The organism is Kitasatospora sp. NPDC048296 (genome assembly GCF_043201815.1).
Taxonomy (GTDB): Bacteria; Actinomycetota; Actinomycetes; order Streptomycetales; family Streptomycetaceae; genus Kitasatospora.
Genome location: NZ_JBICZB010000008.1, coordinates 23,966 through 44,268 on the forward strand (window position 1 = coordinate 23,966; position 20,303 = coordinate 44,268).

Sequence of the window (20,303 nt, forward strand, 5' to 3'; positions counted from 1 at the left end):
ATCACAGCAGCGCGGTAGAACAGATCATCGGAAAAGCGCTTCTGTGAGACAGTGCAGGCCCCCAGGTGGTAATGCGGCTCGACGATTCGGACCGGTGGTTCCGGAAGGCCCCGACGGGTCTCCGGGAACGGCAGAGGGGCGGTCGCCGGGCGACTTGCGTCGCGGGGCGACCGCCCCTCCGTGCTTCTGGTGATGCCGGTAGTACGGGTGGTGCGGGGTGGCGCGCCGGGTCGCCCGCCGCCCTCGGGCGGCGCGGACGGGACGGTGTGCGCCGTCGGACGTGTCGTCGGCGAGTCGGACTCGGCACGCCGGGGGTCGTTGTGGTCAGCGGCCGACCGGGATCAGCGGACCGCCTGGATCAGCGGACCGCCTGGATCAACTGACCGCCTGGATCAGCGGACCCCGACCCGAGGGGCGGAGACCCGCCCGCCGGAGGCCCGGCCCGCCGCGCGGGCACCGGAGCGGCCGGTGCCGGCCCCGGAAGCCTGGGAAGAACGGTTCTGCTGCGCCGGCAGGCCGTTCTGTACGTCCATCACGGCGTGCGCGACCATCCCGCCGAGCGGGTCGTACCGGATCAGGTCGCGCAGCCGGGACCGCGAGGACCGGCCCTCGTTACCCGGGTACAGGTGCTTGCCCAGCCCCACCGAGTGGGCGAGGGCCGCGAGCGCGGCCGTCCGCGGGTCCGGCGGCACGCCGGTGCGGATCGCGGTGTCCAGCCGCTGCTTGATCGCGGCGTTGGTGCAGTCGTCGGACGCCTGGTACCGGGTCGTCGGCAGCACTCCGCACATCTGGCCGGGCACGGCGGTGACCATGCCGCAGCGCTCCAGGTGCGCCAGGTACGTCTGCCGGAGCCCCAGTCGGGGCCCGCCGATCCAGTGCACCGCGCGGACCGGGCTGCCGCGTCGGCGCAGCAGCTCCAGTGCGTGGTCAAGGGTCGGGTCGCCGGTCGGCCGTGCGAGCACGACGGCGATCCGGTCGCCCTCCGGTACGATCCGTCCGGCCAGGGACAGCTCGACGAGCTGCGCCCCGGCGAGTCCGAGGTCGAGGGTCTGCGGCTGCGCCGTGGTACCCGTGGTCGGGTCCAAAGCGAGCAGCAAGAGTTCCTCGGGAACAGTTCTGCGGCTCTTGCCCATCCAAGCCTCCCCGCGTGGATGAGAGACAGGGTGACGCCTCTCACACGGGCTTGTCGAGTACGCCTCCGAATCGTGACCTTGCGGTGAAGGGGCGGAACCGGCGGCCGCGGCCCCGGCGTCTGACCGTTGAACAGACCGCGATGCGGCCGTGCGGCGGCAATAAGCGCCGGTCGGGCGGGGTGTGCGCGGCCGGAACGACCGCATGTGGCGGAGACTGTACAGGTACACGGGGCGGGGCGTCGGCTTCCCGAAATCGGGTCTGCCGGTGCCCCGCCGGGCGTTGAGGAGGCTGGGATACGTGGGCGAGTCCCCCGACAGGGTGCTGAGGGACGACGAGCGGGAGCGGGGCGGCGAACGCGAACGGACCGGTGCGGCGGCCGGCACCGCTGAGGGTGCCGACGGCGGATCGGCCGACCCGGCGGCTGCCGGGGCGTCAGCCGGGGCCACTGCCAAGGCGTCCGCGGAGACCGCCGCCGGGACGCCGGTCGAGTCCTCGGCCGCGGCGTCCGCCGAGACCTCCTCCGAGGCGTCCGCCGAAAAGCCGTCGGCGGGGACCGGGAGCGGCTCGACCGTACAGATCCGCGTCCGGGATGTGGACAGCCGGACGACGATGCTGCGCCTGCCGGTGGACAACAAGACCACCGCGCTGCGGCTGCCCGAGGAACTGCTGAAGGCCGCGAGCGGCGACAGTTCCGATGGCGGGGCGGAGAAGGAGGAGTCGGCCTCGACGGCTGACGCGGCGAAGGGGACCGCCGAACGGTCATCCGGCGCCGACCCTCGTCTCACCATGCGGACGGCCGGCGTGGCGGCTGCGAAGGGTGCCGGGAAGGCTTCCGAGAGCGCTTCCGAGAGTGCTTCCGTGAAGGCCGCGGAGAAGGCTTCCGAGAAGGCCGGGAAGGCCGAGAAGGCCGACGAGACTGAGGGGGCGTCGGAACAGCCCCTCGCGAAGACCGGTTCCGCGGCGGACACGCCGGAGAAGGCGAAGCCGGCGGAGCGGGCCGACACGCCCGAGGCCGCCGAGCCGAAGGAGTCCGCGGCGTCCGGGCAGCCCGCCGAATCCGAGGAGCCCGCCGAGTCCGCCGAGTCCGAGAAGGCCGACGAGGCAGAGGCAGACCAGGCCGCCGAGGCCGCCGAGTCCGACAAGGGCGACAAGGGCGACAAGGGCGACGAGCCGTACGACCCGACCAAGACCATGCTGCTCACCAAGCCCCCGGTCCCGACCGGCAAGGCCGAGAAGCTGGAGAAGCCCAAGCCGCTGGGTGCCCCCGCCGCCCCGGCCGCCGGTACCGTGCCCGAGCCCCCGGAGCCCACCCCGCTGCCCGAGCCGGCGCCCGTCCCCGAGCCGGGCCCCGAGCCGCACCCGGCGCCCAAGCCCGTCCCCGAACCCGAGCCGACCCCGGGGCCCGAACCGCTGCCCGAGCCGGCCCCGAAGCCCGAGCCCGGTCCGGCCCCGGCGCCCACCCCGCTGCCCGAGCCCGACCCGCGGCCGGTGCCGCCCGTCCCGCCGCTGCCCGGGCCCGAGCCGCTGCCCGCCCCGCAGCCGCTGCCCTTGCCCGAGAACACGGCCGAGGCGATGGAGGTCCTGGCCGCCCTCAACTCCCGTCCGGTCTCGCCGCTGCGCCGCGCGCTCAAGCGGATCACCATCTGGACGGTGTTCCTGGCCGTGGTGCTCGGTGCGGTCGTGGTGGCCCAGCTGCTGCGCCCGCTGCCGGACGCGAAGGTGAAGATGTCGGCTCCGGGCAGCTTCGCCTTCTCCGGTGACGCGCTCGACCTCGCCTGGCCGGCCAAGGGCCAGTCCGCCGCCGAGGTGGTCGGCGTGGGCAGCCTCGGCAGTTCGGGCCAGGAGACCCCGGCCTCGATCGCCAGTGTCACCAAGGTGATGAACGCCTATCTGATCCTGCAGAAGTACCCGCTGAAGAAGGGGGAGAGCGGCCCGAAGATCACCGTCGACCCGCAGGCCGCGCAGGAGTCCGGCAACGGCGACGAGTCCCGGGTGACGCTCACCGCGGGTCAGGTGCTCACCGAGTACCAGGCGCTGGAGCTGCTGATGCTGCCGTCCGCCAACAACGTGGCCCGGCTGCTCGCCCGCTTCCACTCCGGCTCCGAGGAGGCGTTCGTCAAGCTGATGAACGACACCGCGGCCAAGTTCGGCATGAGCAACACGACCTACGCCGACCCGGCGGGCTTCAACGCGGACACCAAGTCCACCGCCAAGGACCAGCTGAAGCTGGCCGAGCAGGTCATGCAGGACGAGATCTTCCGGCAGATCGTCTCCACCCCGGACACCACCCTCAACGGCGTGAAGATCCCCAACACCAACAACCTGATCAACCCGAAGACCGGCGTCATCGGCGTCAAGACCGGCTCCAGCACCCCGGCCGGTGGCTGCCTGATGTGGGCCGCGTACAAGGAGATCGGCGGCGTGAAGCGGCTGATCCTCGGCGTCACCCTGGGCCAGCAGGCCACCTCGCCCAAGGATGGCGACGGCATCCTGCCGACCGTACTGAAGGTCAGCGGCAAGCAGATCCAGGCCGCGCAGAACGGGCTGACCGGCCAGACCGTGGTGAAGAAGGGCGACGTCGTCGGCTCGGTGGACGACGGGCTCGGCGGCAAGATCCCGGTCGTCGCGACCAAGGACCTCGTGGTGGCGGGCTTCCCCGGCATCAGCGGCACGATCACCCTGGACCCGGCCAAGCTCCGCCACGAGGAGAAGGCCGGCAAGGAGGTCGGCACGCTGCGGGTGGGCGCGGGCGACGGCAAGGTGGAGGTCCCGGTGGCCCTCCAGTCCGACCTGAACCCGCCGTCCATCCCGTCGCGGCTGCTGCGCATGCTGTGAGCGCGCCGAACGGTTGAACGACCGAAGGGGGAGCCGGAACTGTCCGGCTCCCCCTTCTCCGTCGGTCCGGCTTCTCCGCGATCCCCGGTCGGGTGTCCCAGATCCGGGTGTCCCGGCTCCGGGTGTCTCAGGTCGCGGGATCGAGCAGCGCGAGGGTGAGACCGCCGAGCGGTACCACCTTGTCCGGCGCGCCGTACCGCTGCCTGAGCGGCTGCGCCTGCTCCTCCGGCAGGGCCGCCAGCGGGTCCGGGGTGTCCCCGAGGACCAGCAGCCAGACCCGCGGTACGTCCCCCAGACAGGCCTCCGGCCGCGGGCAGGGCTCGGGGGTCAGCTCCTCGGCGTCCTCGGCGCTGCGCGCGACGAACACCGGGAACGGCTGGACGTCCCGGGGCAGGTAGTAGCTGACGCCCGGCCAGACCATCGCCCAGGACTGGTCGCCCATCGGGGCCGCCAGCCCGTCCCCGGGGCGGTACCCGGCGGTGATCTCCTCGGCCGCCGCCCGGAACGGCTCCTTGGAACGGGTGTGCGCGTCCGCGTACCGCACCGCGGGCTGCTCGGGCAGCGCCGCCACGGCCGGAAGGGCGAGCAGGCCCACCGCCAGCAGCCCGGCCGTCGCCACGGCCGCCCGCGGCCGGGCGGTCCGCCCCGGCGCCCACCGCCGCCCGGCCAGGGCCGCCACCGTGCGGTACACAGCCGCGACCCCGCCCCCGGCCAGCACCGCCCAGGCGGGCACCGTGAAGAGCAGGTACCGGTCGAGGAAGTACGAGGTGGTGCCCCGCGACACCAGCCAGACGGACACCACCGGCAGCTCCGCCAGCAGCAGCAACTGCCAGGCCCGCAGCCGCCAACCGGGCAGCAACAGCGCGGGCAGCGCCAGCAGGACGAAGGCCCAGGCCACCTGGTCCGAGCCGAAGAGGTGCCCGCCGAAGTCGGTCAGGTCGGAGAAGGACGGCGTCTTGATCCAGCCGAGCTGCCGGTCGGACTGCCGGCTGCCGAGCAGCGCCACCGGCAGCACCGGCAGCACCGCCGCGATCACGGCGACCGGGTACTGCCACCGGATCCGCCGTTCCGCCCCCGTCCGGGTGCGCCACAGGTGCAGCAGCACCAGCGCGGCCTGCCCGGCGACCGTACTGAACGAGACCAGGTGCCAGGCCCCGGCCAGCGCCATCGCCACGGAGTACGGCGCCCAGCGCCGCAGGCCAGGCCGCTCCAGCGCCCGCAGCAGGAAGTAGGTGGCGGCCGCGATCGAGCAGGTCGCCAGTGCGTAGGCGCGGGCCTCCTGGGCGTAGTGGGACACCTGGGGCGGCACCGTGAACAGCAGCCCCGCGCCGATCGCCGCGACCCGGTGGCCGAACAGCCGCTCGGCGGTCAGCGCCACGAAGGCGGCCGCCGCCGCCATCGCCAGCACGGAGGGTATTCGCAGGGCCACCGTCGAGTCGCCGAACACCGCCGTCCAGCCGTGCATCAGCAGGTAGTACAAGCCGTTGCTGGCGTCTATGTGCTGGAGCAGCCGCAGCAGGTCGCCCAGCGAGCGGGTGGCCACCGTCCAGGTCGCCATCTCGTCCCGCCACAGCTCGGGCGTGCCCAGCCGGTACGAGCCGACGCCCAGCATCACCACCGCCGGCCAGAACCACACCTGTCCCAGCAAGCGGACGGCCGGGCGCACAGCTGGTGTCATCGGGGCCTTCGTCTCCTTCGGGCGGCACGCCGGGGCGATTCGAACAGTTCTCGGCAGGCTACTTGACCTGCTCTGACACCCCGTCGGCAGCTGCCCCCCGGCGACCATCCCCGGCCACCACCCCCCAGCCGACCCCCGATCCGGTACGCTGTGAACGGCCTGGTCACAGACCGGCCCCGCCTCAGTAGCTCAGGGGATAGAGCACGGCTCTCCTAAAGCCGGTGTCGCAGGTTCGATTCCTGTCTGGGGCACATCACGACAGCACAACGCCGCAGCCCCCCGTCCGACCTCGGACGGGGGGCTGCGGCGTTGTTCCCGGAGGCGTCAGCGGACGGGTTCGTCCGGGCGGTCGGCGGGGTCGTCCCGCTCGGCGTCCTCGGAGTCCTCGGCGTGCGGCGCTCGGACGTAGGGCACGATGACCCGCTGAACCCGGGGCCGGGTACGCCAGTTGACCCGTCGTACGTCCCGGGCCAGCGCGCCCGGGCGCCAGAGTTCGATCGCGGCGGTCACGACGCCCAGTACGACGCCGGCCGCCAGCCAGCCCGCCAGTACGTCGCTGGGCCAGTGCACCCCGAGGGCGACCCGGGTCCAGCCGATGACGAGCACCGCCCCGGCGGCCACCGCGCAGGCGGCGGTCCGGCCGCGGCGGTGGACCCGGTGCCAGACCAGGCCGACCAGGACGGCGCAGGTGATCGCCGAGGCCATCGCGTGCCCGGAGGGGAAGGCCGGGCCGCCGGCGTGCGAGACCGGGTCGTCGAAGACGGGGCGCTGGCGATCGACAGCGAGCTTCAGCGCCCATTGGGCGCCCCAGCCGACCAGGGCCTGGGCGGCCACCCAGCCGGCCAGCACCCGGGCGCCGATCAACAGGAGCCAGACGGCCGCGACGCCGAGAAGTGCACGCATCGTGACGGGGCCGCCGATGTCGGAGAGGGTCTGCACGGCGGCGGTCCAGATCCGGTGTTCCCGTGCGTAGATGTGGAGTTCGCTGATCCAGTGCTGGTCGAACTCGTGCAGAGGGTGCCAGTGGCCCGTTACCAGCGCCACCAGGAGGCCGAACAGCGCGGCGCAACCCAGCGCGACCGCGGCGTCCCGAAGGAGGCCGCGATGACGCACGGTGACGGAGGTCGAGCTGTTGGTCAGGTGCATGCCTGACACCTTCCCAGTGCGCTGTGCCGATCGGGAGCTGGACCGATAGCGATTTGGCATCTTTTGTGGGGAGGACCTGCGCGTGCCGGGGGGGTGGGCGCGGGTGGAAGTCGCGAGTCCGTGGGAACGTGCGCGGCCGTTCGCCGGTTCAACGGGTAGGCGACGGTTGCATGGAGAGCCGGTGAAGAGGTGTCCCGGTCGATCGCGCGAAGCGATCGCATGCGGGCGCATTGGGTGTTCGGCCGGTCACCGAGTGTCCAGAACCGGGGTGAAAACCGGCAGGATACTGCATCGCGGAGAAGAATCTGAGTAACTTGGGAATGTTGTCCGGATTCTGTTCGTTGGATTGTTACGTGTGAGGCCCGTAGGGGCCCGCACTTCTTGCCCTCACGGGCAGGCAGGCAGACACCTCGGCAACACCAGTCAAAGGGAGCAAGCATGGCCACCCGTGCCGTCGTTCGCGACAGGGCCGACCGGAGTCGCGCGGCCCGCCCGACCAACCTTGAGGCCGACCGCGACCTGGTCGGCATGTACCTCGACGAGATCGCCAGGACGCCCCTGCTCGATGCCGCCGAGGAGGTCGAGCTCTCGCTGCGGATCGAGGCCGGCGTGTACGCCCAGCACCTGCTGGACGAGGACGGACTTCCGGACGGTGTCACGCGCGAGGAGCTGGAGGCGATAGCCGAGGACGCGGAGCGCGCCAAGGACGTGTTCATCCGCTCCAACCTCCGCCTGGTGGTCGCGGTCGCCCGCCGCTACCCGCGCAGCGGCCTCCCCCTGCTGGACCTCATCCAGGAGGGCAACGCAGGCCTGGTGCGCGCCGTCGAGAAGTTCGACTACGCCAAGGGTTTCAAGTTCTCCACCTATGCCACCTGGTGGATCCGGCAGGCGATCACCCGCTCCATCGCCGACCAGTCCCGCACCATCCGGCTGCCCGTGCACCTCGTCGAGGAGCTCGGCCGGATCAGGCGGGTGCAGCGCGAGAAGTCAAAGGAGCTGGGCCGCGAGCCCGAGCCGGCCGAGATCGCGGCCGAGCTGGACACCACGGAGGCCCGGATCAAGGACGTGCTGGACTGGGCGCGCGACCCGGTCAGCCTCAACATGTCGGTCGACGACGAGGGCGAGACCCAGTTCGGTGACCTGGTCGAGGACACCGGGGCGACGTCCCCCGAGGACGCCGTGATGGTCATGCTCCGCCGCGAGGAGCTGGACGGTCTGATCGGGCGGCTGGACGACCGCACGGCCTCGATCATCCGCTCCCGCTACGGCATGGAGGACGGCCGCGAGCGCACCCTGACCGAGGTGGGCAAGCAGCACGGCCTCACCCGCGAGCGGATCCGCCAGATCGAGAAGCACGCGCTCGCCGAGCTGAAGAAGATCGCCGACCACGCGGGCTTCGAGGCCGCCTGAGGAGCCGCCTGACGAACGAGCCCCCGGCCGAGCCCGTCTCGGCCGGGGGCAACCGAGCCCGTCTGCCCCCGGGCCCTGGTGCGGAGCGCTCCGCACCAGGGCCCGCGGCGTGCCACGGGGCTCTTAGGCTGGAGGGACAGGACGGCCCGGGTGATCAGGGGAGTGGACAGAGTGAGCGAGCAGGAACAGAGCGGGCAGGAACAGAGCGGGCAGGAACAGGTCCGGCAGGAGCGGGACGAGCAGCCGGCGACCCGGCGGGCGGCCGCGGCCAAGGCCCGGCTGGTCTTCCGGGACCCGTTTGACCAGCAGTCCCGGGACGACACCGACGCCGGCTGGGGCGAGCGCCCCGGGACGGGGGAGAGCGGTGGGCGGGGGCTGGACTGGTACCTGAGCCAGCGTCCGCCGCACCACGGGGACTAGCGCGCCGCGACCAGCGCGTCGCGGATCTCGGTCAGCAGTTGGACCTCCTTGGCCTCGGCCTCCGCCGCCGCCTCGACGGCGGACTTGCGCTTGGCCGCCATCCTGTTCATCGGCACGATCAGGACGAAGTAGACGACGGCCGCAGTGATCAGGAACTGCAGGGCGGCGCTGAGTACCGTCCCCCACAGGATGAGGATTCCGGACGTGGGCTCACCAGTGGCGCTCACCTCGCAGGGCCCCTTGAGGCAGGAACTGTAGGACCCCAGGTCCTTCGTCCCGAACACACCGACGATCGGATTGATCACGCCCTTGACGAAGGCGTTGACGATGTTGGTGAAAGCCGCGCCGATGACCACGGCGACGGCGAGTTCGACGACATTTCCACGCAGCAGGAATTCCTTGAAGCCTTTCATGCCGCCTCGAACGACGAAGTCGTTCCGGGGTTACGGGTGATCCCCCGCCGGCCCGGATTGACAACCCGTACGGCCCGCCGCGCCCCCTGAGGGCGGCGGCAGCCCGGCCCGCGCGGGCCCGAGCGCCAGCGCCGCCGCCACCGCGAGCAGCACCAGTGCGGGCACCCCGGCCCGCCGCCGGACGGCCCGGCGCCAGCGGTGCCACCCGCCGCAGCCGCGCCGGATCGGGGGGAAGCTCGGCACCTCCCGCCGGGGCGGCACAGTGGGCGCGGGCAGTGGGACGGACAGGCTCATGGTCGTCATCGACATGACCTCCGGGCTCGATCGGTCGGTCTCTGGTGACCCACACGATGCGCGCCCCGGGCGCTACCGGAAAGCTTTATCCCCCAGTCTGTGGATAACCCGCCCCTGTGGATAACTTCGTACACTCGCGCGAGTGAGACCGACCTCCGCAAGCTGACGAAAGCCCGTGCCGGACGGCGAACAGGGCAAGCGGAAAGGCCCGCCGCCCCGCGTGAAGCGGGGCCGACGGGCCTTTCGCGAAGCTTCCGAGCAGTCGCCGGACGCCGATCCGGCGCCGAGCGCCGGGGTCAGCTCGCGGCCGGAGCCGGGCTGCTGGACGAGCTCGACGAGCTGGACGAGGACGACGAGCTCGAACCCGCCGAGGACGTCGAGGACGACGACGTCGACGAGCCGGAGGACGAACCGGCGCCCACCGTGCTGCTGGAGGACGAGCGGCTGTCGGTCCGGTAGAAGCCCGAGCCCTTGAACACGACGCCCACGGCCGAGAAGACCTTGCGGAGCCGTCCCTGGCAGTCGGGGCACGTGGTCAGCGCCTCGTCGGTGAACTTCTGCACCGCCTCCAGGCCGTTGCCGCACTCGGTGCACTGGTACTGGTACGTGGGCACTTGTCTTCCTCCTGGCACTCTCGCCTGATGAGTGCTAACGATGGTCAATGATGCGGCATTCCGCTGGATCAGTCCAGCGACTCCGGTGTGAGATGAGCCGGTACCCGGTCGCCGCCGACCCCCCGTTCAGCCCTTGGCCGCACCGACCAGCTGCGGCGCGCCGTCACGCTCGGCGGACCCGGCCACCACGCGGCTGGCCCCGCCCGGCGCCACCAGCAGGTGCCGCATCGACACCAGCGCGAGCAGCCCCAGACCGGCGCCGACGACCGGCACCAGGAACCCGATCGAGGGCCCGTGCCCGTCGATCAGCTTGCCGGCGGCCATCGAGCCGACCGCCAGCCCCAGCCCGATCGCGCCGGTCAGCCAGGTGAAGGCCTCCGTCTTGGCGCCGTCCGCGACCAGCGTCTCGACCAGGGTGTAGCCGCTGATCAGGGTCGGGGCGATGGCCAGACCGCAGACCAGCCCGGCGACCGTCAGGGCGACCAGGTTGGGCATCGCCCACAGCACCGAGCAGCCCAGCACCAGCAGCGTGTAGCTCATGGCCATCCGCTGCTGGACCGGCCGCCGCCAGGCCACCACGCCGTACAGCACACCGGCCAGCATCGAGCCGCCCGCGAAGATCCCGTACACCGTGCCGCCGGCGTCGTGCTGCCCGACGGAGTCGGCGAAGGCGTTCACCGACACCTGCATGCCGCCGAACACCGCGCCGACCCCGAGGAAGGTCCCGACCAGCAGCCGGACGCCGGGCGAGGCGAGCGCGGAGGCGCGCCGCACACCGGGCTGCGGGATGATCCGGGCGGGGGCGGTGCGCCGCTGGGCGGCGAAGGCGAGGCCGCCGACCAGGGTCAGCGAGGCCTCGGCGATCAGCGCGGTCGCCGGGCTGGCGAAGGCGGCGATGTTGGCGGCCAGGATCGGGCCGATCACGAAGGTGAACTCGTCCGTCACGGACTCGAAGGCGAACGCGGTGCTCACCTTGGCCGCGGCGGTCGGGGAGGCGCCCTCGGAGGTGAACTCGGACACCCAGCGGGCCCGGACCATCGCGCCGATCTGCGGCACGCTCGCCCCGGCGGGGACGGCGGCCAGGTACAGGCTCCAGGCCGGCGCGTGGCCGAGCGCCAGCGCGATCAGCAGGCTGACGGAGGCCGCGTGCACCAGCACCGTCGGGACCAGCACCGCGGCCTGGCCGTAGCGGTCGGCCAGTCGCCCGGTCTGCGGCCCGATCAGGGCCTGGGCGACGGCGGCGACGGCGGTGACCGTACCGGCGGTGCCGTACGAGCCGTGGGTCTTGGTGACGAGCAGCAGGATGCCCATGCTGAGCATCGCGTAGGGCAGTCGCGCGACCAGGGCGGGGGACAGGAACGTCCAGGCGCCGGGCGTGCGCAGCAGCTCTCCGTACCCGACCCGGGCGGGCGCCTCGGCGGCGGTGGTGTCCATGGTGTCGGTCGCGGTGTCCGGAGTGTTGTCCGCGGCGATGTCGACCGTTCGGCGGGCCGTCACGGTCGGTCCTTCCTGCTGCCTGGTAGCGCGGCAGGGCATGGGGTGGCCCCGACGGCGCCGAGAGTCGTCCTCTCGCGCGTCGACCGGGGTAGATACCGGGTCGGCCGGGCCTGGTGGGCCGGGGCCTAACCGCGGCCGCCGAGCGGTCGCGCCAACTCTGCGTCAGGCAGATGCTGGGGGTGGTCTAGCGGTAGTTAAACGGCGTGGTCGCGCCAGCATACAGTTACGCGCGTAGATTCCGCCAGGTCACCGTCCCGCCGGGCCACCCCATCCCGCCGGGCCACCCCCGGCGGTGGCCGGGGCTCAGCGCCCGTTCAGCCAGTCCGCCAGCTTGCCGCCCTTGTCGACGGCCCGCAGCCGTCGCTCCGCGGCCTCGCCGACCTCGTCCGTGGTGACCACCAGCAGTTCGTCCCCGCCGCGCAGCACCGTCGCCTTGTCCGGCACGAAGGAGCTGCCCTCGCGCACGACCAGGGTGACCGCCGCCCCCTTGGGCAGCCGCAGCTCGCCGACCTCCACGCCGGACATCCGCGAGGTCGGCGAGAGCGTGATCGACAGCAGGTGTCCGTGCAGCTTCTCCAGCGGCGCGGACTCGATGTCGAGGTCCTGGCCCATCGCGCCCTCGCCGATCCGCAGCCGCTTGGCCATCCAGGGCAGCGTCGGACCCTGGAGCAGGGTGAAGACGACGACCAGGATGAAGACGATGTTGAACACGTCCTGGGCCTCGTGCGCGCCGGAGACCACCGGGATGGTGGCCAGCACGATGGGCACCGCCCCGCGCAGTCCGGCCCAGCTCAGCAGCGCCTGCTCGCGGCCGGGCACCTTGAACGGGGTCATCGTGAGCACCACCGACAGCGGCCGGGCCAGGAAGACCAGCACTCCGCCGATCACCAGCGCCGGCACCACCGCGTTGCCCATGCTCTCGGGCGCGGCGAGCAGTCCGAGCAGCACGAACATGCCGATCTGCCCGATCCACGCCAGCCCGTCGGCGAAGCCGCGCACGGCCGGTCCGTGCGGCAGCTTGGAGTTCCCGAGGATCACCGCGCTGATGTAGACGGCGAGGAAGCCGGAGCCGTGCAGCAGCGCACCGCCGGCGTAGGCGAGCACGGTCAGCGCCACCACGGCGATCGGGTACAGGCCCGAGGAGGGCAGCGCGACGTGCTTGACCGCGTACGCGCCCAGCTTGCCGACGGCCAGGCCGACCGCCGCGCCGATCGCCAGCTCGGCGACGATCGTGCCGAGCAGGACGTACCAGGAGTCCAGCTCGCCGGCGGAGGCGAAGGCGACGACCAGGATGACCACGGGCGCGTCGTTGAAGCCGGACTCGGCCTCCAGCAGGCCGGTGAGCCGGTGCGGCAGCGGGACCATCCGCAGCACCGAGAAGACGGCGGCGGCGTCGGTGGAGGAGACGATCGCGCCGAGCAGCAGCGAGGTCCGCCAGTCCAGGCCGACCAGCCAGTGCGCGCCGGCCGCGGTGACGAAGACGCTGACCGCGACGCCGACCGTGGCCAGCACGGTGGCCGCAGGTATCGCCGGTCTGACCTCGCGCCAGCTGGTCTTGAGGCCGCCCTCGGCCAGGATCACCACGAGCGCCGCGTAGCCGAGCACCTGGGTCAGCTCGGCGTTGTTGAAGGTGACGCCGATTCCGTTCTGGCCCAGTGCGACGCCGATCCCGAGGTAGATCAGCAGGCTGGGCAGTCCCGATCGGGTCGAGAACCGCACGGCGACCACCGCGAACAGGAGGATCACGGAGGCTTCGAGCAGGAGCTGGTTCAGGTGGGCGACGTTCACGCAGTGGCACCTCGGGCAGGCATGGGCGGGCGGGGTGTCAGGTGGTGCTGGGTCGTGCTGGGGGGTGGAGCCGCTGGGTGGCTCCGAGCATGCGCGGGCGCCGTGGGGGCGCACGCGGGGACCCGTTAAGAAGGCGTCAATGCTCCTCTTGCGGATCGTTACTCAGTCTAACATTTTGCCATATCTTTAGTTTGACCGCCTCCATCGCTGCCCACCGGCCCGTTCCGGGCCGCTCCCTGACCTCCCGAGATCCCGCCCGGAGCGTCCCCCGTGCACGCCGGTCCGCGAACTCGGCCTAATGTGGTGCCCTGTCACGGCCCCAGGCCCTGGACACGCCCGCCCGCCCCGAAGTCAGGACCGCAAGGACCCAGATGCCCCGCTCGAAGAAGTTCCGGCGCGCCCGTCTGATCGTGATCGTGCTGGTCGTGCTGCTGGTGGCCGGCGTCGGCTACGGCGGCTACCGCGGGGTCGCCGCGGTCCGCGCGTCCTTCCCGGAGGTGGACGGCAGCGTCAAGGTGGCGGGCCTGAGCGCGCCGGTCGACGTCAAGCGCGACGCCAACGGCATCCCGCAGCTGTACGCGGACACCCCCGAGGACCTGTTCCGCGCCCAGGGCTACGTCCAGGCGCAGGACCGCTTCTGGGAGATGGACGTCCGCCGCCACATCACGGCCGGCCGGCTGTCCGAGATGTTCGGCGACAGCCAGGTCGACACCGACACCTTCATCCGCACCATGGGCTGGCGGCAGGTGGCGCAGAAGGAGTTCGACACCAAGCTGTCGCCCGAGACCAAGAAGTACCTGCAGGCCTACGCCGACGGCGTGAACGCCTGGCTGGCCGAGCACCCCGGCGGCGAGAAGGCCTCGCTGGAGTACACCCTGCTCGGCGCCGTCAACAGCGGCTACAAGCCCGAGCAGTGGACCCCGGTCGACTCGGTGGCCTGGCTCAAGGCGATGGCCTGGAACCTCTCCGGGAACCTCCAGGAGGAGATCGACCGCTCGCTGCTGGCCCAGGACTTCGGTCCGGACAAGATCGCCGAGCTGTACCCGGACTACCCGTACTCCCGCAACGGCACCATCGTGAAGACCGGCACCGTGGCCGGCGACACCTACCGCCCGGCCGACGGCTCCACGCCGTCCGGCGCGGCCCCCGGCTCCGCCACCGCCCAGGGCGCGGCCACCACCAAGGCGCTGATGCAGGGCCTCACCGACCGGATCGACGCGATGCCGCAGCTGCTCGGCCGCCCCGGCCAGGGCATCGGTTCCAACTCCTGGGTGGTCGCCGGCTCGCACACCACCACCGGCAAGCCGCTGCTGGCCAACGACCCGCACCTCGGCCCCGGCCTGCCCTCGGTCTGGTACCAGATGGGCCTGCACTGCCGGACGGCCTCGCCGGCCTGCCAGTTCGACGTCTCCGGCTTCACCTTCGCCGGCATGCCCGGCGTGGTGATCGGCCACAACAAGGACGTCGCCTGGGGCTTCACCAACCTCGGCGCCGACGTCACCGACCTCTACCTGGAGAAGGTGACCGGCCCGGACACCTACCAGGTGGACGGCAAGGACGAGAAGTTCGACCTCCGCAAGGAGACCATCAAGGTCGCCGGCGGCGAGGACCGCACCATCACCGTCCGCACCACCCGGACCGGCGCCCCGCTCATCTCCGACCAGAGCACCGAGCAGCAGAACGTCGGCAAGTACGCCCCCAACGGCACCTCCGCCCCCGACCGCGGCACCGGCGGCTACGGCGTCGCCCTGCAGTGGACGGCGCTCAGCCCCGGCAAGACCATGGACGCCGTCTTCGAGCTGGACAAGGCGAAGAACTGGGACGACTTCCGGAACGCCGCCAAGGACTTCGCCGTCCCCGCGCAGAACCTGATCTACGCCGACGCCAAGAACATCGGCTACCAGGCCCCGGGCGTCATCCCGGTCCGCGGCAAGGGCGACGGCTCCATGCCCGCCCCCGGCTGGGACTCCTCCTACCAGTGGAAGCCGGACCCGGTTCCCTTCACCGCCCTGCCGTACAGCTTCAACCCGACCGCGGGCTACATCGTCACCGCCAACCAGGCCGTGGTGGACCAGAGCTACAAGTACAACCTGACCAAGGACTGGGAGTACGGCACCCGGGCCAAGGAGATCACCGACCAGATCGAGGGCCTGCTCAAGAACAACGGCAAGATCTCGCCGGACGACATGCAGACCCTGCAGCTGGACAACACCAGCATCATGGCCAAGACGCTGGTCCCGCTGCTGCTCAAGCAGCAGATCGACGACCCGTACGTGCGCGAGGCCCAGGACCTGCTGAAGGACTGGAACTTCCACCAGGACGCCGACTCGGCCGCGGCCGCCTACTACAACGGTGTCTGGCGCAACCTGCTCAGCCTCGCCTTCGGCCAGAAGTTCCCGGCCGACATCCGGGCCAAGGACAACTGCCTGCTGGTGCGCCAGCAGGACGACCCGACCAAGCCGGACAGCTCCAGCAAGATCGTCACCCAGTGCGGCACCCGCGACCCGGGCAAGGCCCAGCCGGACGGCGGCGACCGCTGGACCGAGGTGGTCCGTGCCCAGCTGGACAAGCCCGACAGCTCGTGGTGGACGTACATCGACTCCCAGCACAAGGAGCAGAAGGGCCTGGACAACCTGCTCAAGGAGGCGATGAAGAACGCCCGGCAGGACCTGACCTCGCTGCTCGGCAAGGACATCTCCACCTGGAGCTGGGGCCGCCTGCACAAGCTGGAGCTGCGCGAGCAGACCATGGGCACCGACAACTCCTCGATCGCCTCCGGCGTCGTCCACAAGCTGCTCAACCGCGGCCCCTACCGCCTCTCCGGCGGCTCGGCGGCGGTCGACGCGGCGGGCTGGAACGCGGCCGCCGGATACCAGGTGGACTGGATCCCGTCGATGCGCATGGTGGTCGACCTGAACGACCTGGACTCCTCGCGCTGGATCAACGTCGGCGGCGAATCCGGCCACGCCTTCCACGCGAACTACAACGACCAGACCGACCTCTGGCTCAAGGGCAAGCTGCTGACCTGGGCCTTCACCCCCGACGCGGTGGAGAAGGCGACCAAGCACAAGCTGGTGCTCACCACCGGCTGACGCCGGTACGACGCGCGGGCGGCCCCGTTCCCTTCCGGAGGGAGCGGGGCCGCCCGCGTCCCGGGGGCCGGCGGCAGCTCACCCGAAGGTCCGTACCCCCGACGGCGTGACCGCCAGGTCCACCGGCCGGTCGTGCGGCTCGGCCGGCACCCGCTCCAGCAGCTCGTACTCGTACAGCAGCACCGCCAGCACCGGCCGCGCCCCGGCCCGCTCCAGCCGGGCCAGCACCCGGTCGTAGCTGCCGCCGCCCCGGCCCAGCCGCAGCCCGTCGCGGTCCACCGCCAGGCCCGGCAGCAGCACCAGCGAGGCCCCCGTGACGGCCTCCGGCCCCAGCCGCGGCCCGACCGGCTCCAGCAGCCCGCGCCCGGCCGGGGCGAGCGTCTCGGGCCCGGCGTACTCGGCCCAGTCCAGGTCGTTGTCGGCGAGCAGCACCGGCAGCAGGACCCGCACTCCGTCCTCGCGCAGCGCGTCCAGCAGCGGCCTGGTCCCGGGCTCCGAGCCCACCGAGACGTACGCGGCCACCGTGGCGCCCGCCGCGGCCAGCTCCCAGGCGTGCCCGGCCAGCGCACGGGCGGCCTCCGCACGCCCCTCGGCCGAAAGTGCGCGGCGCCGCGTCAACAGCCGTGTCCTCAGGTCGCTCTTCTCGTTGTGCACCGGATCCTCCGCGTCTCCAGACCATCGACGCGCAGAGCCTGCCACGCGAAAGGGCGCCCCGATTGTCCACCCCGCTGCTGGTCCAGGCCCTGGCCGCGCTGAGCGCCCCCGCGCTGGCCGGCGCCACCGTGCTCGGGCTGCGCGCCCGCCGGGAGCGGGCCGAGGCCGCCGGGGAGCAGGGACGGCTGCGGGCGCGGGTCGCCGAACTGGAGGGGCGCTGCGCCGAGCTGGAGCGCACCGCCTCCTGCGACCCGCTCACCGGCGTGTGGAACTACCGCCACCTGCAGCTCACCCTGGACCGGGAGATCGAACGGGCCCGCCGCGCCGAGCACACCGACCAGGCCGACGGCCCGCGCCCGCTGGCCGTGCTGCTGCTGGAGATCACCGGTTTCGACGCGGTCATCGCCGAGCACGGCCGCGCCCGCGGCAACGCGATACTGCGCGACCTCGCCCAGCGGCTCGCGATGGAGATCCGTCGCGCCGACACCCTCGGCCGCTACAGCGGCCAGGAGTTCCTGGTGGTGCTGCCGGACACCGGCGCCGAGGGCGCCGCACAGGTCGCCGAGCGCCTGGTCTGGTCGGTCCGCCGCCACCTGCTGCTCGACTGGTCCTCCGGCACCCGCGCGCCCCGGCCGGCCCACGGCAACGGCCTCACCGCCGCCGCCGGCGTCGCCGTGCTGCCCGAGGACGGCGCCCACGCAGCCGTCCTGCTGCGGGCCGCCGACGCGGCGCTGGCCGAGGCCCGGGCGGCCGGCGGCGACTGCTGGCGGGCCGTCCCGAGGTCAGGGCAGCGTCCCACCGGACGCCGTGAACAGGCCGCTTCCGCTACGGAAGGGGCGGCGACTGCCGAGGGTGACCGTTCGGGAAAGGCGGGTAGTGTGTCCGCCTGTACCGGAGGGGACCCCCTCTCCCAGCCGGTCGCTTCCCATACGCCTGCCACCGTGGCCGTGCCCCGCGACGCGCTGTCCTAGCCGTTCGACGGCGCTCGGCCGGGCGAAAACGTGCCTGAGTAAGGTAAACGCATGACGACGACCACCTCCCGCATTCCGGTAACCAAGGCCGTGGTACCCGCAGCCGGACTGGGCACCCGCTTCCTCCCGGCGACCAAGGCCACCCCGAAGGAGATGCTGCCCGTCGTCGACAAGCCGGCGATCCAGTACGTCGTGGAGGAGGCCTCCGCGGCCGGCCTGTCCGACATACTGATGGTCACCGGCCGCAACAAGCGCGCGCTGGAGGACCACTTCGACCGCGCCTACGAGCTGGAGGAGCTCCTCGTCCGCAAGGGCGACGAGGACCGCCTGCGCCGGGTCCGCGAGTCCGTCGAGCTGGCCAACATGCACTACGTCCGCCAGGGCGACCCCAAGGGCCTCGGCCACGCCGTCTCGGTCGCCGAGCAGCACGTCGCCGGCCAGCCCTTCGCCGTCCTGCTCGGCGACGACCTGATCGACCCGCGCGACCCGCTGCTCGCCCGCATGATCGAGGTCCAGCAGGAGCTCGGCGGCTCGGTCGTCGCCCTCATGGAGGTCGACCCCTCCCAGATCCACCTGTACGGCTGCGCCGCCGTCAAGGCCAACGGCTTCGGCGAGGACGTCTTCCAGGTGACCGACCTGATCGAGAAGCCCGAGCCCGGCGAGGCCCCGTCCAACTACGCCGTCATCGGCCGCTACGTCCTCGACCCGCTGGTCTTCGACGTGCTGCGCGAGACCCCGCCCGGCCGCGGCGGCGAGATCCAGCTCACCGACGCCCTGCGCGAGCTGACCACCCGCGAGGCCGCGGACGGCGGCCAGGTGCACGGCGTGCTCTTCAAGGGCCGCCGCTACGACACCGGCGACCGCGCCGACTACCTGCGCGCTATCGTCCGTCTGGCCGCCGAGCGCGAGGACCTGGGCCCGGAGTTCCGCTCCTGGCTCCGGGAGTTCGTCGGCTCCGAGATGCAGGACTGACACCGCGACCAGAGAGCGAGCCGCCGATGACCGGGTCCACGGAGCACAGCACCACCCCCGCAGCCTGCTGCGACGGGTCCGCGGACCGGGCACCGGCGGCTCCTCGCTTCTGGACGGTGGACGAGCACCTCGCCGACGTGCTCGCCGCGGTCGGCCCGCTGCCCGCGATCGAGCTCCAGCTGCTCGACGCCCGGGGCTGCCGGCTCGACGAGGACGTGGTCGCCGACGGTGACCTGCCGCCCTTCGACAACAGCTCGATGGACGGCTACGCGGTCCGCACCGCCGACACCGAGGGCGCCACCGAGGCCTACCCGTCGGCGCTCCAGGTGGTCGGCGACATCGCCGCCGGCACGGGCGAACTGCCCAAGGTCGGCCCCGGCCAGGCCGCCCGGATCATGACCGGCGCCCCCGTGCCGCCCGGCGCCCAGGCCGTCGCCCCGGTCGAGTGGACCGACGGCGGCACCGGCACCGGGGTCGCCGCCGCCGCGATGACCGCGCCGGTCGCCGACGAGGAGGTCCGGGTGCTGCGCCCGGTCGTCGAGGGCGCGCACATCCGCCGCCGCGGCAGCGACATCGCGGCCGGCACCACCGTCCTGGAGGCCGGCACCCGGCTCGGCCCCACCCAGCTCGGCCTGCTCGCCGCGATCGGCCGGGCCACCGTGAAGGTCCGCCCGCGCCCCCGGGTGGTGGTGCTCTCCACCGGCAGCGAGCTGGTCCAGCCCGGCGAGCCGGTCGGGCCCGGGCAGATCGCCGACTCCAACAGCTTCACCCTCACCGCGGCCGCCCAGGAGGCCGGTGCCATCGCCTACCGGGTCGGCGCCGTCCCGGACGACGCCGACCGGCTGCGCGGCGTCCTGGAGGACCAGCTCGGCCGGGCCGACCTGATCGTCACCAGCGGCGGGGTCAGCGTCGGCGCGTACGACGTGGTCAAGGAGGTCTTCGAGTCCTACGGCGGGGTCGACTTCCGCAAGCTGCGGATGCAGCCCGGCAAGCCGCAGGGCTTCGGCCGGATCGGCGGCGCTGCCGGGGTGCCGCTGCTCGCCCTGCCCGGCAACCCGGTGAGCGCCTACATCTCCTTCGAGCTCTTCGTCCGCCCGGTCATCCGCACCATGCTCGGCGCCGCAGACATCCACCGCCCGGTGGTGCGCGCGCTCTGCCCGACCGCGTTGCGCTCCCCGGCCGGCCGCCGGCAGTTCCTGCGCGGCCGCCACTCGGCGGCGGACGGCACCGTCGAACCGGTGGGCGGCGCCGACTCGCACCTGGTCGGCGCGCTGGCCCGGGCGAACTGCCTGATCACCGTCCCCGAGGACGTCACCGAACTGCCGGCCGGCAGCGAGGTCGACGTGGTGTTGCTGGACTCCTGAGACCGCCCCGAGCCGAAGGTT

Annotated in this window: 16 protein-coding genes and 1 tRNA gene; 8 read left to right on the plus strand and 9 right to left on the minus strand. The window is 72.5% G+C overall.

Going from position 1 to position 20,303, the window contains the following annotated elements; all coding sequences use genetic code 11:
* Positions 1-392: 392 nt before the first annotated feature.
* Positions 393-1,133, minus strand: coding sequence for a GPP34 family phosphoprotein (locus ACGF12_RS07960; RefSeq protein ID WP_393027056.1), 741 nt, complete (start codon positions 1,131-1,133; stop codon positions 393-395).
* 298 nt (positions 1,134-1,431) lie between these two features.
* On the opposite strand from ACGF12_RS07960, the gene ACGF12_RS07965 reads away from it, so the two are divergent.
* Positions 1,432-3,969, plus strand: coding sequence for a D-alanyl-D-alanine carboxypeptidase (locus tag ACGF12_RS07965; RefSeq protein WP_393027058.1), 2,538 nt, complete (start codon positions 1,432-1,434; stop codon positions 3,967-3,969).
* 127 nt (positions 3,970-4,096) lie between these two features.
* Here the strand turns inward: ACGF12_RS07965 and ACGF12_RS07970 are convergent, their stop codons facing one another.
* On the minus strand, positions 4,097-5,647 hold the full coding sequence (locus tag ACGF12_RS07970) for a glycosyltransferase family 39 protein (RefSeq protein ID WP_393027060.1): 1,551 nt from the start codon (positions 5,645-5,647) through the stop codon (positions 4,097-4,099).
* A 178-nt stretch (positions 5,648-5,825) separates the two neighbouring features.
* Here ACGF12_RS07970 and ACGF12_RS07975 point away from each other — a divergent pair.
* Positions 5,826-5,898 (plus strand) — tRNA-Arg (locus ACGF12_RS07975).
* Between the two features lie 73 nt (positions 5,899-5,971).
* On the opposite strand, the gene ACGF12_RS07980 is transcribed toward ACGF12_RS07975, so the two are convergent.
* On the minus strand, positions 5,972-6,793 hold the full coding sequence (locus ACGF12_RS07980) for a phosphatase PAP2 family protein (protein WP_393027062.1): 822 nt from the start codon (positions 6,791-6,793) through the stop codon (positions 5,972-5,974).
* Positions 6,794-7,231: 438 nt separating this feature from the next.
* Here ACGF12_RS07980 and ACGF12_RS07985 point away from each other — a divergent pair, with 438 nt between their 5' ends.
* Together ACGF12_RS07985 and ACGF12_RS07990 are read left to right on the plus strand one after the other, a co-directional pair.
* Positions 7,232-8,203 carry a sigma-70 family RNA polymerase sigma factor gene (locus ACGF12_RS07985; RefSeq protein WP_380611861.1) on the plus strand — a complete coding sequence of 324 codons (972 nt, stop codon included), beginning with the start codon at positions 7,232-7,234 and terminating at the stop codon, positions 8,201-8,203.
* Between the two features lie 171 nt (positions 8,204-8,374).
* Positions 8,375-8,623, plus strand: a complete 249-nt coding sequence (locus tag ACGF12_RS07990) for a hypothetical protein (RefSeq protein WP_393027064.1) — start codon at positions 8,375-8,377, stop codon at positions 8,621-8,623.
* Here the strand turns inward: ACGF12_RS07990 and mscL are convergent.
* The 5 genes from mscL to ACGF12_RS08015 form a co-directional block, all read right to left on the minus strand.
* Entirely contained in the window at positions 8,620-9,036 is a 417-nt protein-coding gene (gene mscL / locus ACGF12_RS07995; RefSeq protein WP_393027066.1) for a large conductance mechanosensitive channel protein MscL, read from the minus strand. The two genes, ACGF12_RS07990 and mscL, sit on opposite strands and share 4 nt — an antisense overlap.
* Before the next feature lie 30 nt (positions 9,037-9,066).
* Positions 9,067-9,339, minus strand: a complete 273-nt coding sequence (locus tag ACGF12_RS08000; protein ID WP_393027068.1) for a hypothetical protein — start codon at positions 9,337-9,339, stop codon at positions 9,067-9,069.
* A gap of 287 nt (positions 9,340-9,626) precedes the next feature.
* A complete protein-coding gene (locus tag ACGF12_RS08005; RefSeq protein WP_393027070.1) occupies positions 9,627-9,944 on the minus strand; it encodes an FmdB family zinc ribbon protein in 318 nt (105 codons plus the stop codon).
* Between the two features lie 126 nt (positions 9,945-10,070).
* Positions 10,071-11,378 carry an MFS transporter gene (locus ACGF12_RS08010; RefSeq protein ID WP_393027248.1) on the minus strand — a complete coding sequence of 436 codons (1,308 nt, stop codon included), beginning with the start codon at positions 11,376-11,378 and terminating at the stop codon, positions 10,071-10,073.
* 366 nt (positions 11,379-11,744) lie between these two features.
* Positions 11,745-13,229 carry a potassium/proton antiporter gene (locus ACGF12_RS08015; RefSeq protein ID WP_393027072.1) on the minus strand — a complete coding sequence of 495 codons (1,485 nt, stop codon included), beginning with the start codon at positions 13,227-13,229 and terminating at the stop codon, positions 11,745-11,747.
* Positions 13,230-13,600: 371 nt separating this feature from the next.
* Between ACGF12_RS08015 and ACGF12_RS08020 the strand changes: the two genes are divergently transcribed.
* Positions 13,601-16,321 carry a penicillin acylase family protein gene (locus ACGF12_RS08020; RefSeq protein ID WP_393027074.1) on the plus strand — a complete coding sequence of 907 codons (2,721 nt, stop codon included), beginning with the start codon at positions 13,601-13,603 and terminating at the stop codon, positions 16,319-16,321.
* 78 nt (positions 16,322-16,399) lie between these two features.
* Here ACGF12_RS08020 and ACGF12_RS08025 read toward each other — a convergent pair whose 3' ends face one another.
* Entirely contained in the window at positions 16,400-16,975 is a 576-nt protein-coding gene (locus tag ACGF12_RS08025) for a 5-formyltetrahydrofolate cyclo-ligase (protein WP_393027076.1), read from the minus strand.
* A gap of 62 nt (positions 16,976-17,037) precedes the next feature.
* Between ACGF12_RS08025 and ACGF12_RS08030 the strand changes: the two genes are divergently transcribed.
* The 3 genes from ACGF12_RS08030 to glp are packed head-to-tail and all read left to right on the plus strand — an operon-like array spanning position 17,038 to position 20,282.
* A complete protein-coding gene (locus ACGF12_RS08030; protein ID WP_393027078.1) occupies positions 17,038-17,946 on the plus strand; it encodes a GGDEF domain-containing protein in 909 nt (302 codons plus the stop codon).
* Positions 17,947-17,997: 51 nt separating this feature from the next.
* Positions 17,998-18,918, plus strand: coding sequence for a UTP--glucose-1-phosphate uridylyltransferase GalU (galU, locus tag ACGF12_RS08035; RefSeq protein ID WP_393027080.1), 921 nt, complete (start codon positions 17,998-18,000; stop codon positions 18,916-18,918).
* Positions 18,919-18,944: 26 nt separating this feature from the next.
* The gene (gene glp, locus ACGF12_RS08040) at positions 18,945-20,282 is read left to right on the plus strand and encodes a gephyrin-like molybdotransferase Glp (protein WP_393027082.1); all 1,338 of its coding nucleotides are present in this window, start codon (positions 18,945-18,947) and stop codon (positions 20,280-20,282) included.
* The last annotated feature ends 21 nt before the right edge of the window (positions 20,283-20,303 follow it).

Excerpts from the sequence above, each read along its gene's own strand:
- ACGF12_RS07980 (WP_393027062.1), bottom strand. The coding sequence starts at position 6,793 with ATGCACCTGACCAACAGCTCGACCTCCGTCACCGTGCGTCATCGCGGC.
- ACGF12_RS07985 (WP_380611861.1), top strand. The coding sequence starts at position 7,232 with ATGGCCACCCGTGCCGTCGTTCGCGACAGGGCCGACCGGAGTCGCGCG.
- mscL (WP_393027066.1), bottom strand. The coding sequence starts at position 9,036 with ATGAAAGGCTTCAAGGAATTCCTGCTGCGTGGAAATGTCGTCGAACTC.
- galU (WP_393027080.1), top strand. The coding sequence starts at position 17,998 with ATGACGACGACCACCTCCCGCATTCCGGTAACCAAGGCCGTGGTACCC.
- ACGF12_RS07970 (WP_393027060.1), bottom strand. The coding sequence starts at position 5,647 with ATGACACCAGCTGTGCGCCCGGCCGTCCGCTTGCTGGGACAGGTGTGG.
- ACGF12_RS08020 (WP_393027074.1), top strand. The coding sequence starts at position 13,601 with ATGCCCCGCTCGAAGAAGTTCCGGCGCGCCCGTCTGATCGTGATCGTG.
- ACGF12_RS07960 (WP_393027056.1), bottom strand. The coding sequence starts at position 1,133 with ATGGGCAAGAGCCGCAGAACTGTTCCCGAGGAACTCTTGCTGCTCGCT.
- ACGF12_RS08010 (WP_393027248.1), bottom strand. The coding sequence starts at position 11,378 with ATGGACACCACCGCCGCCGAGGCGCCCGCCCGGGTCGGGTACGGAGAG.
- ACGF12_RS08000 (WP_393027068.1), bottom strand. The coding sequence starts at position 9,339 with ATGACGACCATGAGCCTGTCCGTCCCACTGCCCGCGCCCACTGTGCCG.
- glp (WP_393027082.1), top strand. The coding sequence starts at position 18,945 with ATGACCGGGTCCACGGAGCACAGCACCACCCCCGCAGCCTGCTGCGAC.